10 protein-coding genes are annotated in these 16,190 nt (G+C 38.0%); 2 read left to right on the top strand and 8 right to left on the bottom strand.

Going from position 1 to position 16,190, the window contains the following annotated elements:
• Nucleotides 1-59 precede the first annotated feature (59 nt).
• The 4 genes from DD649_RS08905 to cysB all read right to left on the bottom strand — a co-directional run bounded on the left by DD649_RS08905 (nt 60) and on the right by cysB (nt 6,232).
• Complete coding sequence (locus DD649_RS08905) at nt 60-1,181, bottom strand: hypothetical protein (protein WP_294106136.1); 1,122 nt, start codon at nt 1,179-1,181, stop codon at nt 60-62.
• 280 nt (nt 1,182-1,461) lie between these two features.
• Complete coding sequence (locus DD649_RS08900) at nt 1,462-1,905, bottom strand: hypothetical protein (protein WP_294106134.1); 444 nt, start codon at nt 1,903-1,905, stop codon at nt 1,462-1,464.
• Nucleotides 1,906-2,207: 302 nt separating this feature from the next.
• Nucleotides 2,208-4,880 (bottom strand): aconitate hydratase AcnA, encoded by a 2,673-nt coding sequence (gene acnA, locus DD649_RS08895; protein ID WP_294106131.1) that lies wholly within the window; start codon nt 4,878-4,880, stop codon nt 2,208-2,210.
• A 377-nt stretch (nt 4,881-5,257) separates the two neighbouring features.
• Nucleotides 5,258-6,232, bottom strand: coding sequence for an HTH-type transcriptional regulator CysB (gene cysB / locus DD649_RS08890; RefSeq protein WP_336430048.1), 975 nt, complete (start codon nt 6,230-6,232; stop codon nt 5,258-5,260).
• Between the two features lie 308 nt (nt 6,233-6,540).
• Between cysB and DD649_RS08885 the strand changes: the two genes are divergently transcribed.
• Entirely contained in the window at nt 6,541-8,574 is a 2,034-nt protein-coding gene (locus DD649_RS08885; RefSeq protein WP_294106126.1) for a M13 family metallopeptidase, read from the top strand.
• A gap of 206 nt (nt 8,575-8,780) precedes the next feature.
• Here DD649_RS08885 and sodC read toward each other — a convergent pair whose 3' ends face one another.
• The 3 genes from sodC to DD649_RS08870 form a co-directional block, all read right to left on the bottom strand.
• Nucleotides 8,781-9,305 (bottom strand): superoxide dismutase [Cu-Zn] SodC, encoded by a 525-nt coding sequence (gene sodC / locus DD649_RS08880; RefSeq protein WP_294106124.1) that lies wholly within the window; start codon nt 9,303-9,305, stop codon nt 8,781-8,783.
• 307 nt (nt 9,306-9,612) lie between these two features.
• Entirely contained in the window at nt 9,613-10,803 is a 1,191-nt protein-coding gene (gene metC, locus DD649_RS08875) for a cystathionine beta-lyase (RefSeq protein ID WP_294106122.1), read from the bottom strand.
• 35 nt (nt 10,804-10,838) lie between these two features.
• Complete coding sequence (locus DD649_RS08870; RefSeq protein ID WP_294106119.1) at nt 10,839-12,083, bottom strand: dicarboxylate/amino acid:cation symporter; 1,245 nt, start codon at nt 12,081-12,083, stop codon at nt 10,839-10,841.
• Nucleotides 12,084-12,308: 225 nt separating this feature from the next.
• Between DD649_RS08870 and DD649_RS08865 the strand changes: the two genes are divergently transcribed.
• Nucleotides 12,309-13,235: a LysR family transcriptional regulator gene (locus tag DD649_RS08865; protein WP_294106117.1), complete on the top strand. Its 927-nt coding sequence runs from the start codon at nt 12,309-12,311 to the stop codon at nt 13,233-13,235.
• Between the two features lie 60 nt (nt 13,236-13,295).
• On the opposite strand, the gene topA is transcribed toward DD649_RS08865, so the two are convergent.
• Nucleotides 13,296-15,905, bottom strand: a complete 2,610-nt coding sequence (gene topA, locus DD649_RS08860) for a type I DNA topoisomerase (RefSeq protein WP_294106115.1) — start codon at nt 15,903-15,905, stop codon at nt 13,296-13,298.
• Nucleotides 15,906-16,190 lie beyond the last annotated feature (285 nt).

The following is a 16,190-nucleotide window of genomic DNA, read 5'->3' as shown; positions in this document are numbered from 1 at the left end:
GTATATGGCCGCCAATATATTCATGCGGCCATATACAATTCAACGCTTATAACTAAATTTTACTTGCCCATAAATTTAGTTAAATCATTTTGCTTTTTACTATTTTCGGTTAATTTTTCATCTAAACGTTGAATCTTCGACTCTAACATTCTAATATTTTTTTGATTTTCTAACTTAGACTCATTCAGTACTATTTTATCTTGTTCAAATACCTTAATTTCATTTTTAAGATCATCTACTGAAGTGAACTTTTTATTATTTTCCAACTCAGTTAGTTGGTTATCTAACTTTGCAGTGAACTTTTGTTTTTCCATTTTCAGGTTATTTACTGTAGATGATGGATCTAAATAGTTCTTCACTAATTCATTAAATTTCGATGCAGTAGAATTTAGTTCTTTGCCTTTACTAGAGTATTCGCGGTGCCCGCTAACAAGTTTAAAGCCAAACTTTTCCATTGCATAGCTACTATCATTAATATGAGCTTTCCACGAAGTAGCCCCTAAACCATTTTTATCAGACTCATCAATTTTTCCAGCCTCAGCCTTACGTAAGTCCTCTTTAATACCGGAAAATTTATCACCAGCTATTTGCTTTATCTGACCTAATAAATTGCTTTTTACATTCTTAATCTGGTCATCCATTTTTTTAATTTTATCACTACCTTCTGATTTTTTCTGAGTAATTTGATTATCAATCGAGCTATTCTTTTCTTTGAAACTTTCCAATAATTTGGCAGACTCCGAAGGGTCACTGCAAATTTTCAAATTGTTATCATTATCTTTTACTTTGTTTTCAATCTGCTTCAAATTTTGCTGAACATCTGTTAAGGCAGTGCTACTCAATGACAACTCTTTGGTTAAGGTTCTTTTTTCATTTGCTAGCTCGTTACCTTCAATTTTACTCAATGATTTTAAAAATGACTGTTTAATACTTTCTAATTTTGTACTTTTTTCTTTTAGCATTCCTGAATTTTGTTTATTTAATTTAATATCGAGTGCATTGAAACGTGATTCTAACGACTTAGTTCCAGCAAATGTTAAACTTTTAGCTTCAGAACTATTCACTATTTTTTCAATGTTGTTAACGAGTTTACTGAGTTCATTGAGTGGCTTTTTAGACACTTTATCAGAACTTTCCAGCTTGTTAAATGCAGCAACAAAACGACTTGCTTGACTTATCATAGTATTAATTTCCTTTATAAAATAAATAATTTTTCCGCAAAAATATATTGCACAAGGAGAATATTCACCTAATGGATACAAGACAATTTACTTACTATGAAAAGCAATGATTTATTCGGAAAATAACTGACTTATCCAGAAAAGAAGTGAAGCGACCAAACAAAAAAGTAATATAAAGCTAATAAAAAAACCCAACCACTGTACGTAAATACAGTAGCTGGGTTTTTGGGCACTTATGACTAAACTTCATACATAACTAGTATGGTTTATATTCTTTTTTTTATTTTTTACGCTGTAATTCAAGCTGTTTAGATAATGACTGCGCATATACTTGAGCTGATTCCTCAGTTAATAAGCCTGCAATAAGTAAATCTGATTTACCCGCTGATGTTTTTGCTATCACTCCCCATGAATCAACTTCAGCGGCAATGCTATCAATGCTTTGATCTAACATAGGAAAAATTTCGAAGAAATCTTTTAGGGGGGCAATTGAGATTGAGGAATAATCAGCATTCATTCCTAATGGAAATTCTTTATCGGCATATAATCGTAAATCGTGGACTTCAGTTTCTGGCGTTTGCATCACAATGGAATATAAATTGGGAATATGTTCTAAAATATCTCGGACTTCATCATTCGCTCCCACACAATGGGAAGTACTTACAAGAATATCTGCTGCCCATAAAGCACCTTTATAAAAATCAATTTCATGGATCTCTGCCATATTTATTTCCTTTACGTTATTTTCAATAGATGCTGTTACTTCATTAAATCAGACTACAAGCTATATATCGTAAATGTAATCAAAAAAAACAAACTGGTTCATGGTTAACTTCACATAAAGCACTAAAAGTACAATATTTGATGTTCAACAGGTTTAATTCATTTCTCCCAACAACTCAAACAACTGCTATCACCATAACTTAGAAACAACATTAAAATATTGAGAAAAAACAATATTCATCAAGCAATATGAAATAAAAAACGCCTGCGATGTAAGTTCATGCAGGCGTTTACACTTTGGTGCTAATGAAGCATTTGTCTAATCACATAATGCAATATGCCGCCATGACGGTAATATTCCATTTCTGTTGCCGTATCAATACGACAACGAGTGGTTATTTCTTTAATATCACCGTTTCCATAAGTAATTCTAACGATGATATCTTGCCCTGGTGTCAATGATTGCAACGATGCCACATCAATTCTTTCATCGCCTTTCAAACCTAATGTTTTACGTGTCATCCCATGAGTAAATTCAAGGGGAATCACGCCCATACCAATAAGATTAGAACGGTGAATACGCTCATAAGATTCCGTTATTACCACCCTAACGCCCAGTAAATTGGTTCCTTTCGCAGCCCAATCACGACTAGAGCCTGAACCATATTCTTTACCCGCAATAATCGCTAATGGTCGTTTTTCTTGCTGATACAACATAGCCGCATCATAGATTGCCATTTGCTTACCTGTTGGAATATGTAATGTATATCCCCCCTCAACACCCGGCACCATTTCATTACGGATACGAATGTTAGCAAATGTACCGCGCATCATCACTTCATGGTTACCACGACGTGAACCATAAGAGTTAAAATCAGCAGAATTCACACCATGCTCTTGGAGATAACGTCCCGCTGGGCTGTCTTTTTTAATGTTACCCGCCGGCGAGATATGGTCAGTCGTGACCGAATCACCCAAAATGGCTAAAATACTTGCCCCTTGAATATCTTCAATCACATCAGGGACTGCACGCATATTTTCAAAAAATGGCGGATGACGAATATAAGTCGAATCAGCTTGCCAATGATAGGTTGATGAACTTTCAACTTCTAATGAACGCCATGCATCATCACCATCAAAAACTGCGCTATATTCTTTACGGAACATATCCGTTTTCACTTTTTCAACCGCTAAAGCAATTTCTGCACTTGTTGGCCAAATATCTTTGAGATAAACATCATTACCTTGTTTATCTACTCCTAAAGGCTCTACTTTAAGATTGATATTCATATTACCTGCAAGCGCATAAGCAACAACTAAAGGTGGTGAAGCTAACCAGTTGGTTTTGACTAATGGATGGATTCGACCTTCAAAATTACGGTTACCCGATAATACAGCTCCTACTGTCAAGTCGGTTTGTTTTATCGCATCTTCAATTGGTGTTGGTAATGGCCCTGAGTTACCTATACAGGTAGTACATCCATAACCCACTAGGTTAAAACCTAATTTATCAAGATAAGGCGTTAATCCGGCTAAGGCGAGATAATCAGTAACAACTTTAGAGCCCGGTGCCAAAGATGATTTCACCCATGGCTTACGCGATAACCCTTTTTCAACAGCTTTTTGCGCTAAAAGCCCTGCGGCCATTAAAACACTTGGGTTCGAAGTATTGGTACAAGATGTAATCGCGGCAATCACGACTGCGCCATCTGTTAATTCAAAAGATTGATTTTTATAATTAACCGTTGGATGTGCGTTTCTTTCTTTTTTATTCACCTCTAATTCAACCGCACCGCGAAATGCGACTGGAACTTGGCTCAGTTCGACTCTATCTTGTGGGCGTTTTGGGCCTGCAAGGCTAGATTCTACGGTAGACATATCCAATTCTAATGAGCTGGTAAATATGGGCTCATCCCCTTGATGGCGCCAAAGTCCCTGCACTTTACTGTAAAGCTCCACCAGCGCAATATCATCTTCACTGCGACCCGTTAATCTCATATAGGCAAGTGTCACGTCATCCACAGGGAAGAATCCACAGGTTGCACCATATTCTGGGGCCATATTGGCGATAGTTGCTCTATCAGCCAATGGTAAATCAGCTAATCCATCACCATAAAATTCAACAAATTTACCAACGACACCGTGTTTTCGCAGCATTTGCGTGACAGTTAACACTAAATCCGTTGCCGTTATACCTTCGGGCAACTTACCGATTAATTTAAATCCAACCACATCTGGAATTAGCATCGATACCGGCTGACCTAGCATTGCGGCCTCAGCTTCAATACCACCAACACCCCAGCCAAGTACGCCTAATCCATTAATCATCGTGGTATGTGAGTCGGTTCCCACTAAAGTATCTGGATAAGCATATAACTTACCGTCGGTTTCTTCATGCCACACCGTTTTACCTAAATATTCAAGGTTAACTTGATGGCAAATACCGGTTCCCGGTGGAACAACTCTAAAACGATTAAACGCTTTTTGACCCCAGCGTAAAAATAAGTAACGTTCATGGTTACGTTGCATTTCTATTTCAACGTTTTCCCCAAATGCATTTTTTGACCCAAATTCATCCACCATCACGGAATGGTCGATAACAAGGTCTACTGGTGATAAGGGATTAACTTGGTTAACATTTCCACCCAATGACTTAACCGCTTCTCGCATTGCCGCGAGATCCACTACAGCAGGTACACCTGTAAAATCTTGCATGAGAACCCGCGCAGGTCGGTAGGCGATTTCTCTTTCTGCATGGGCTTCTTTTTGCCAATCAATAATGGCTTGCAAGTCCTGTTCAACCACTGACTTACCATCAATATTACGTAATAGATTTTCGAGTAGAACTTTGAGGGATTTAGGTAACCGAGCTCCATCACCTAACTTTTTTTCGGCAAGTGCTAAGCTAAAGTAATTATATTGCTTGTTTCCAATATCGAGCACCGCTGCACTTTGTGTTTTTAGATTCAACGACATAACTCCTCCTTGGTTTTTTATGACGATGGCAATACCACACGTCAATCACCATTATTTTTTATAAACCTCTTTTAATCATAGTTGCTCAAAAAATTTCATTTATTGATTTCGTGCCAAATACACAATGAAACACACTTTAGTGTAGGATAATTTAGGCTAAGATGTGAACTTAAGGCAAATAATCACCTTTATCATTACATTTCGAAGGGATTTAAATTTGATTTTTAATTTTTGAACAATGTACATTTAAATTATTTTCAAAGCATTTTAGCCCATAACTAGGCGGCAAAAACACAAATCCCTAGGAGCGTAGATAACTACGTGACTAGGGTTTATGTTTGAAGCCAACAACGCTATGGGCTAAAAGGCAAAGAAAATCAAATTATAGGGAGTTTTATATCTTTAAAAAACGCTTCTATATCTTCATTATTTCGCAATGCAACTGCTTTATCTACCACATCTCGGGTTAAATGCGGTGCAAAACGCCACATAAAATCATACATGTAGCTACGTAAGAAACTGGTTTTTTTGAATCCTATTTTTGTAGTGCTATAACTGAATTTATCACGCATATCAATAATAACTAAATCACTATCATTAACGGGATCAACTGCCATACTTGCGATAATCCCAATACCAAGCCCTAACCGAACATAGGTTTTAATCACATCAGCATCCGTTGCAGTAAAAATTATTTTTGGCTCTAATCCTATTTTTTGAAATGCAATATCCAGTTCTGAACGACCTGTAAAACCGTGGGTATAGGTCACAATTTGATATTGTGCGATATCTTCAATAGTCACGTTCTTTTTGGTGGCTAATGGATGATCTTTTTGTACGACCACACAACGGTTCCAGTGGTAGCAAGGTAACATGATCAAATCGCTATAAAGGTGTAATGCTTCTGTTGCGATTGCAAAATCACTATTACCTTTGCACACTTCTTCTGCTATCTGTGTTGGCGTCCCTTGCTGCATATGTAAAGAGACATTAGGATAACGCTCAATAAACCCTTTAATCACCGGAGGTAATGCATAACGAGCTTGTGTATGCGTAGTTGCAATGCTAAGGCTACCTCTATCTGGGTAAGTATGTTCCCCCGCTACTGAGCGTATCGCATCAATTTTAGACAAAACTTCCCTTGATATACGAACTACCTCTTCACCTGCGGGAGTGACATGTGTTAAATGTTTACCACTACGAGCAAATATTTGAATACCAAGCTCATCTTCAAGCATACGAACCTGTTTACTGATCCCCGGCTGTGAAGTGAATAATCCTTCGGCTGTAGAGGAGACATTCAAGTCGTGATTGACGACTTCAACAATATAACGCAATTGCTGCAATTTCATTTTTAGGTCTACCTCTTACAAAGCGACTTGCCAATCGCTATAGCTAAAAAACATTAGTTATAACTAAAAGAAATATAGATTATGTTCTATATAACTAATATATCATTATTTAGATAAGAATAAATAGCATGATGATAAAATTTCATCTAAGTCATACAAAATCATCAGCCGACGTAAGATTTTGCAAAGTAGAATTAAATTTTTTCTGAAGTATGATTGAATAATAAAAATATTATGTTGTTAGATTCACCTTAGCTTTTACAACTTAAAGGTGAATATACAAATCCTTAATAAAGAGAGGTTTATGCATGCGTATCAACGTATTGGCTTTACTTATTGGCATATCAACTGTTTCCCTTGCATCTAATTTGTATGCAAAAGAAGTTTCATACGGTCAACAAAAAATTGTGCTATCTGATTCGATTCAACCAGGAAATGATTTTTATCGTTATGTTAATGAGGATTGGATAAAAAAAGCAAAAATACCTACAGGTATGCCTCGTATTAACTCCTTCGTTGATTTGTATCTCAATACCGAAAAACAAACACAGGCAATTATTGAACAGTTACAAGCCTTACCAGAAAGCGCTCTTAGCCATAACCAACGTAATATTCGAAATTTATATTTAAGTTATTTAAATGAAGATGCGATTGAAAAAGCGAATATCTCGCCGATAAAAAGCGACTTAGACGCAATTAAGCAAGCAAAAGATCATAATGATATAAGCCGTTTAATGACCTTACCCGCATATAACTCACTCATTTCCTATTGGGTCGATTTAGATGCAAAATCACCTGATACTTATGTTCTTTATATCGGTCAAGGTAGCTTAGGGTTACCAAATCGTAACTACTATCTTGATGATACCCCGCAAATGGAAGCAATCCGTAAAAGCTATATTGCCTACATTGAAACTATTTTAAAATTAGCGGGAGAAAAAGATGTCGATAAGAAAGCGCAGCTAATATTTGACCTCGAAAAATCAATAGCTAAAGTACAATGGAGCCCAGAAGAACGCCGTGATACCCTCAAAAATTATCACGCAATGACCTTGCCAGAAATGAAAGCATTCACTAAAGGTTTTGCATGGGAAAACTTCATTAATCATTGGCAACTTTCAGATAAACAATTAGAAAAAATTGTCGTAGAAACCGATACGGCTGTAGAAAAGACAGCACAAATTTATGCGCAAACACCAATATCGGTGCTAAAAGACTATCTAATTTTCCAATATGTTAGCAGTAATGCCCGTTATTTAAACCAACAATTTGTTGATGCCAATTTTGATTTTTACTCGAAAAAACTCAATGGGATAGAAAAACAACGTACCCGTCAGGAACGTGCGTTACAAACAGTTAACGCCCTGCAAGGTGAACCTTTAGGGCAAATCTATGTTGAACAGTATTTTGATCCGAAATCAAAAGAAAAAATTAAAGATCTGGTCAGTTATGTGAGAGGAACATTCAATTCACGTCTGAAAGTTAATGACTGGATGGATGACGCGACTCGACAAGAAGCACTCAAAAAATTAGACCAATTTACTGTAAAAGTAGGATACCCAGATCAATGGAACAACTTTGATAGTATTAATCTCAAACAAGATGATTTACTTGGTAATTACAAACAAGTGAATGAATGGTCTTACAAAGACGCCATCAGCAAAATAGGTAAACCAGTTCGCAAATGGGAATGGGGAATGACACCACAAACCGTTAACGCTTATTTCAATCCAGTACAAAATGAAATCGTTTTCCCTGCGGCGATCTTACAAGCACCGTTTTTTGATCCTAACGTTGACCCAGCCTATAACTATGGCGCTATTGGCGCAGTTATTGGTCATGAAATGGGGCATGGATTTGATGATCAAGGTAGTTTATATGATGGTACGGGCCAATTGCGTAACTGGTGGAGTGAAAGTGCCAAAACGCATTTTAAACAAAAAACCGATAAGCTAGTCGACCAATTCAATGCTTTTGATGTAGATGGGCAAAAAGTCAATGGGCAGCTAACGTTAGGCGAAAACATTGGTGACTTAGGTGGGCTTAATATTGCATTAAGTGCCTACAAACAGTTTGTCAAAGAAAACTACCCAAATGGCGAAGCCCCTATCATTGACGGAACTACTGGATTACAACGCTTCTTTATTTCATGGGCGAGAACATGGCAAGAACTGTCAAACAAAGAGTCAGAACGTAATAAAATCTTAACCGACCCGCACAGCCCAAATCAGTTTCGTGCAAATGGCGTTGTCCGCAACATCGATGATTGGTACCAAACCTTCGGTGTTGAAAAAAACAACCAACTCTATTTAGAGCCTGAACAACGTATCCGTATTTGGTAAATACTGACTATAAGGCTCTAACTTTTCTTAAAAAATGGAAAATGGAGTTACCTATATAATTCAGTAGAAACTAGTAGAATATTACTCTAAATAATTCGTGCTGTGGCAAGGCGGCGAGCGAGGATAGCTCGGGGAGCATACAAAAGTATGTGACCCAAGTAGCCGAGTGCAGCCAACACCGCCACAGCGCGAAGTATGAAGTGTAATTATTTGATTATCCCACAGGCCATCCTCGCCCCCCCACCACCGAGTACTTCAGGATTGTCTGAATAATTATCACCGCCAACATGTACCATTAATGCATGATTTTTCACATCATTAAGCGACTTTAACCGTGGTGCGAGAACCGCATAATCCGCATTACCTTTAGCATCTGCCACTAAACCCGGTAAATCGCCTAAATGGCCGCTATTATCATAAGGACCTTTATGCACACCTGTTTTCTCAGGATCCATATGACCACCAGCTTTTAATGCAGGCACTATTTTGCCCTCTTTTTCACCCGGTTCACAACTTGGGTTGGCATGAATATGAAAACCATGAATACCTGCTTGTAGCCCAGTTATTTTCGGGGTGAACAATAATCCATATTCAGTTTCAGAGATAACGACTTCACCGATTGCTTTACCCTCTCCAGTTGTGGTCGCTTCTTTTAATACGACTGTTGTGTCAGCGGCAAAAGCCGCACTTGTCGTAAATAATGCAGCAAGTAAACAAATCTTGAACTTCATTTTACCTCCAGTAGATAAAATTTATCTATCGTTCCATCGACTTACCTCATATTGATATGAAGTAAGAACCGTTTTATTGTTGAACGCAATAATGCACAGCGCTATTTCACGTTAGCACATTTAAGTTAGTACTTTTGTTCAAATGATTTCTTTAGTGAATAAATGATAGTTACATCACAATCATTTAATTAATGAGTACATTGAAGGAAAGGAAATGTTTACTAAAAAAATGGCTAGATAAACAATTATGTTCTCTAGCCATTAATAGAAATATAATTTTAGGTTAATTCTATCTATCAGACTTCAATTAACTAATTCGAGCAAAACCTGCATCAAGATCAGCGATTAAATCATCTATATTTTCAAGGCCAATATGAACTCGAACTAACGTACCGGTGAAGTCCACATTGCTGACTGGGCGGATCTCATTTAATTCTTCGGGTTGATTAGCTAAAATCAATGATTCAAAGCCACCCCATGAGTATGCCATATGGAACAAGGTAAAATTATCCAAAAAAGCAGACATCTGTTCATCGGACAAGCGTTTTTTAAGAACAAAAGAAAACAAACCTGAACAACCAGAAAAATCACGACGATAAAATTCATGCCCAGGGCATTGCTCTAATGCAGGATGATTCACTCTCGCAACTTCAGGGCGGTCAGCTAACCATTTAGCAATCGCAATACTACTTATCTCATGTTGTTTTAATCTAACTGAAAGTGTACGTAAACCACGGCTTCCCATATAAGCTGTATCGGCATCGAGAGTTTGTCCCATCAGATACGAATTTTCACGTAATCGTTCCCAACAACGCTCGTTAGAGACGGCTGTACCTAACATCGCATCAGAATGCCCAATCGTGTATTTAGTGCCAGCTTGAATAGAAATATCAACCCCGAAATCTAATGCTCGAAATAATATTCCTGCTGCCCAAGTATTATCTAACATAATTACAATTTCAGGATTAACGGCACGAATCGCCTTTATCATTCCCGGAACATCTTGTACTTCCATCGTAATAGAACTTGGCGATTCCAGAAAAACAACTTTCGTATTTGGTTGAATGAGTGAAGCAATTTCTGCGCCGATCATTGGTTCATAATACGTTGTTGATACATTATATTTGCTAAGGATCTTATTACAAAAATCTTGTGTCGGCTCATATGCACTTCCCGTCATCAAGATATGGTCACCGCTTGCCACAAATGAAAGAATTGCATTTGTCACTGCCGCTGCACCGCATGGATAAAGGGCGCAACCAACACCACCTTCCAAATCGACCATCGCTTTTTGGAATGAAAAATGTGTAAGAGTGCCTCTACGTCCATAAAATAATTCGCCATTTGCCCGATTTGCAGTTGCAAATTTCTTATCTTTTACGGTATCAAAAACTAATGATGATGCACGTTGAATAACCGCATTAACCGAACCTTGTGTATAGCGTTTTTCTCGCCCAGCAGTCACTAACTGAGTTTCAATGTTCAAGTTCTCTTTCATTAAATTTACCTTTTAATTCATTATGTTTGAATAGCTTATTCAGTTACGTTTTCTGAAACTGATAGGTCATGAATATTCGAATTTGCTGATTTTTTCCCTGCAAAGCGCTCAACTATCTGAGCTGCATTTAAATCATGAATAACGTTAATCAGTGTAGCTGGCGCATCGGTGATCGTACCGAGAACCACTAATATCGGGATCGCTTCCATTGGCAAACCTAATGTTGTCACAATAAATATTTCCCCAAGGAATGCACCACCTGGTACGCCCCCTACGATAATGGCGGATAGTACTGCGATTAACATGGCCAAAAAGAAAGTTTCTGTCGTAAATGGCAGACCTAATACCGAATAAATAAAGACAATTTTTAGCGCTGCAATCATTGCTACGCCGCCTTTATTTAGATTAACAAGCAAGGGAATTGAAACATCCACAATCTCAGGATTAATTCCCATCGCTTTTCCTGCGCGGATAGTCACGGGCAATGTTCCTAAAGAAGAACAAGTTCCCAATGCAGTCGCAGAAGGTTCAATCGCATTACGCCAGAATGCTTTCACACCCGGTATACCACCACCAATCCACGAGTAAAAAATAGAGCCAAAAACATAGTAAATTAGGGTCGCAACCATAAATAACCCAATAGCACGAGCAAATGTCATTAATAGCGCCGCGTCCTGACTTGCCATAGTCGCCGCAAAATAACAGCCCAACCCAACAGGTGCGACTTTCATAATAATTGAGACTATCTTCATCACAATAGTATTGGCATCATCAAGAAATGCAGCGATACGCTTACCTGCATCAGCAGATTGACCAATTGCGATACCTGCAATAATGGAAATCATGATGAGCGCTAAGATATTTGACTTAGAAAATAGACCGACAAAGTCACTGGTCGTTATCATGCTGACAAAATCCATATTTCCCGCGCCTGCATTTACAGACTTAGGAAGATCAATCGTGACGCCTTGCGCTGGGTTATACCATAACGCTAATGCAACGATACCCGCCGCTGGGATAAGTGCCATGGCTATAGAGACAATAAAAATAATACCAATTATTCGACCCAAGCGTTTAAGGTCGGTCATTCCAGCAATTGATGACATCACACTGATCCCAACTAACGGAACAATGATCATAAATAGTAGATTAAGAAATATTTGTCCCACTGGTTGCAGTTGGATAGCAAATGTTGGGGTATAAATACCAAGTAATCCCCCAAGGATAAGAGCAAAGAGTAGAATAAGAGACGATTTGTAGGGTTCTAGTCGAGTCCACATATCGGATTACCTTTTAATTAAAATTATATTTATCAGGATAGAAATCACATTTATAAGTTTTGTAATTTCCCTTCCCTGTATTTTGTGATGCATATCACTTAACTTGTTTATTTTTCATATTGTTATAGCTTTCTTTCCTACAGGGTAATAGTTACACTTTTAAAAAGGGATTTAAATGGCATATTGATACTGTTTTCTCAAATCACTTGTGAATTAAAGGAAAGAATGAGCTCACCAATTTCACTCAAGAATTTAGAGTTTTTTGTTAAAATTGTTGAATGTGGAGGTCTTTCTGAAGCCGCCACACAACTTAATGTTTCGCCTTCAGCGGTCAGTAAAAATTTAGCAGCGATGGAAAATACATTAGGAACAACATTAATTAAAAGAACAACGCGTAGCATTACATTGACGGATGCTGGACAGTATTTTTTTAATCGGGCACTTAAGTTATTGAAAGAATTCGATGATACGTTGAATGCAACATCTAGCTATTACGAATATCCTCAGGGAGAATTGCGTATTACCTGTTCCATTGCTTTTGGCTATTCTCGTCTAGTTAATTTAATTGATAAATATCGTGAGCAGTGTCCAGATGTTAATTTATACATTGACCTTAACGATGACTTTGTTAATTTAAATGATACCGACTTTGATATTGCATTAAGAATATCGTCATCTCCCCCACAGAATTACGCCATGCGTAAACTAGCGCCTATTCGATGGGCTTATTGTGCAACATCAGATTACTTGGCTAAAAAAGGTTTTCCGATGAGGCGCACTGATTTGGTAGATCACGATTGCCTTATTTATCCAGGGCTGACGCCCCCAATAAAAATGACCGATGAACATAACCGCCAGCATCAATTGAAAGTTAGAGCTCCTATTCAGGCAAATAGCAGCTTAGTTCTACTGAAATCTGTGCTAGAAAACCAAGGTGTTGCTTGGTTACCCACTTATCTTATTGGCGACCATATTCAAAAAGAAGAATTAATACCGTTATTACTTGATGGGAATGTGACTTATGAAACTCATGCTTTATATGCGCTTTATTTCCCAAGTAAATACAGTAATCCTAAAATAAGATCATTTATTGATTTTCTTATCTCAGAATTGCAACCTGTTCCTGCTTGGGATTCTTGGATACCCCAATAAAAAAATACCAGTCAACTTAGCTGACTGGTATTTTTATGAGTTTCATTTTTTCAAATGCAATTACTTTTCTTTAACTACCCACTTACCATCGACATAAAAAGCACTCCAACCCGTTGCTTTGCCATTCTTTTCAGAAGACACATATTGCTGTTTAGTCTTGCGACTAAAACGTACAACAGTTGAATTACCTTCAGGATCTTTCGCTGGTGCTTCCGCTAAGTAAGCTAATTTTTCAGGTAATCTATCTTTAAATCTTTGTAACTCTTCAACTAATGGTGCTCTAGTTTCCCTCGATTTAGGGAATGTATTGGCAGCGAGGAATACACCTGCCGCGCCATCACGTAGAACAAAATAAGCATCTGACTTTTCACACGGTAATTCCGGCAACGGAACAGGATCTTCTTTCGGCGGGGCTATTTCACCACTTCTTAAGATTTTACGTGTGTTTTTACATTCTTCATTAGTACAACCCATGTACTTACCAAAACGCCCCATTTTCAAGTGCATTTCAGAACCACATTTGTCACATTCAATGACTGGGCCATCATAACCTTTGATACGGAATTCGCCTTCTTCGATCTCATAACCTTCACAAGCTGGATTATTACCACAAACATGTAGCTTACGTTGATTATCAATCAAATAACTATCCATCGCAGTACCACATTTTGGACAACGACGTTTTGCTCTTAAAGCATTAGTTTCAGCGTCTTCACCTTCCAGAATATTAAGCACTTCATCTTCTGGAATTAAATTAATTGTTTTCTTACAACGTTCTTTAGGCGGTAAAGCATACCCAGAGCATCCGAGGAATACACCAGTAGATGCTGTGCGAATTCCCATATGGAGAGAACAATCAGGACAGGTGATAGATGTGATAACCATTGGATTGGTACGCATTCCGCCTTCTTCCGGATCTTTTTCTGCAACTTCAAGCTGCTTACTAAAGTCGGAAAAGAACTCATCTAATACCGCTTTCCAATCTGCACTGTGATTCGCTACATGGTCAAGTTGGTCTTCCATTTTAGCTGTAAAATCGTAGTTCATCAGATCATTGAAATTCTCTTCCAATCTATCTGTGACGATTTCACCCATCTTTTCTGCATAGAAACGACGGTTATCAACTTTCGCATATCCTCTATCTTGGATAGTCGAAATGATGGCAGCGTAAGTAGATGGACGTCCAATACCTCGTTTTTCTAATTCTTTAACTAACGATGCTTCACTAAAGCGAGCAGGTGGCTTAGTAAAATGTTGCGTTGGTAATAATTCAACTAAAGATAGCTCTGAACCCACTTGAATAGGTGGCAAAGTTTTATCTTCATCGTTTTTACGTAACGCAGCCATCACTCGAGTCCAACCATCAAAACGTAAAGTACGTCCTTTGGCTTTTAACTCAAAATCACCCGCTTTAACTGTCAGCGTCGTCGAATCATATTTTGCTGGTGTCATTTGACAAGCAACAAACTGATTCCAAATAAGCTGATACAACCGTTTGGCATCATTTTCCATATCCTTCAGTGTTTCAGGTAGAACATCTACACTTGAAGGTCGGATAGCTTCGTGCGCTTCTTGAGAATTATCTTTACTGCTATAAACGTTGGCATCTTTTGGTAAATACTTTGCACCAAAATTGTCATTTATATAGCCACGAACCATATCTAATGCATCCTGACTCAAATTAGTTGAGTCAGTACGCATATAGGTTATATAACCGGCTTCATAAAGGCGTTGAGCCATCATCATCGTTTTCTTCACACCAAAGCCAAGGCGCGTACTGGCTGCTTGCTGTAAGGTTGAAGTGATATATGGCGCACTTGGCTTACTTGATGTCGGCTTATCTTCACGGTCAATAACCTGAAAACGAGCTTTTTCAAGCAATTTAACTGCCGCATCTGTTTGTGCTTTATTGACTGGCTTAAATGCTTTACCTGCTTGAGAAGTGACTTCCATACGTAAGTTTGTCACATCTTTATCAGATAAATCTGCATGTAATTCCCAATATTCGACAGGAACAAATGCTTTAATTTCGCGTTCACGCTCAACAATTAATCGTACTGCAACCGATTGTACTCGACCAGCAGAAAGACCACGAGCCACTTTTTTCCATAATAATGGCGATACCATGTATCCCACTACTCGGTCCATGAAGCGACGAGCTTGCTGAGCATTTACCCTATCGATATTCAACTCGCCAGGGCTTTCAAACGCTTGTGTGATCGCATTTTTAGTTATTTCATTAAATACGACACGGCTAAAACGTGATTCATCACCACCGATAACTTCACGCAAATGCCAAGCAATCGCTTCCCCTTCGCGGTCGAGATCCGTCGCGAGATAGACATGGTCAGCATCTGCTGCCAATGCTTGGAGTTCAGAAACGACTTTTTCCTTACCGGGCAAAATTTGATAATTTGCTTTCCAACCATGGTAAGGGTCAATCCCCATGCGTTTAACTAACGCTTCTTGAGGATCTTTTTTCACCTTTTTGGTTTTATCGGTAGATGAGTCTGTACTCTTTTTTTGTGAGCCGGTTTGTGAACTAGAGCCGCTTTTCGGCAGATCACGAATGTGACCAACGCTGCTTTTCACAACGTAGCCACTTCCAAGATACTTATTGATTGTCTTGGCTTTTGCCGGGGACTCCACTATAACAAGAGCTTTACCCATAGTTACCTTTACCTAAATATCAACAATGGCGCATTTCTGCATTAAAATGCGCAAAATGGAAATCTCTTTTTTATATTGCGACACAATCACAATATATCAATATGTTTTTGTACAATAATTTGTATTGAAACAAAACTTCTAATCTCAGTCACGTTATTATAAAAAACAGATAAAACGCTCTAATCAACTGATTTTAACCGGATTATGTTGTTTAAATACTATTGAAAAACACACACTGTACCTGATAAAATGCTATAAGCAACCAATTATTTTTTCAAGGGAGCG

Source organism: Providencia sp., from assembly GCF_003533305.1.
Taxonomy (GTDB): Bacteria; Pseudomonadota; Gammaproteobacteria; order Enterobacterales; family Enterobacteriaceae; genus Providencia.
This window is presented reverse-complemented; position numbering and strand designations above follow the sequence as displayed.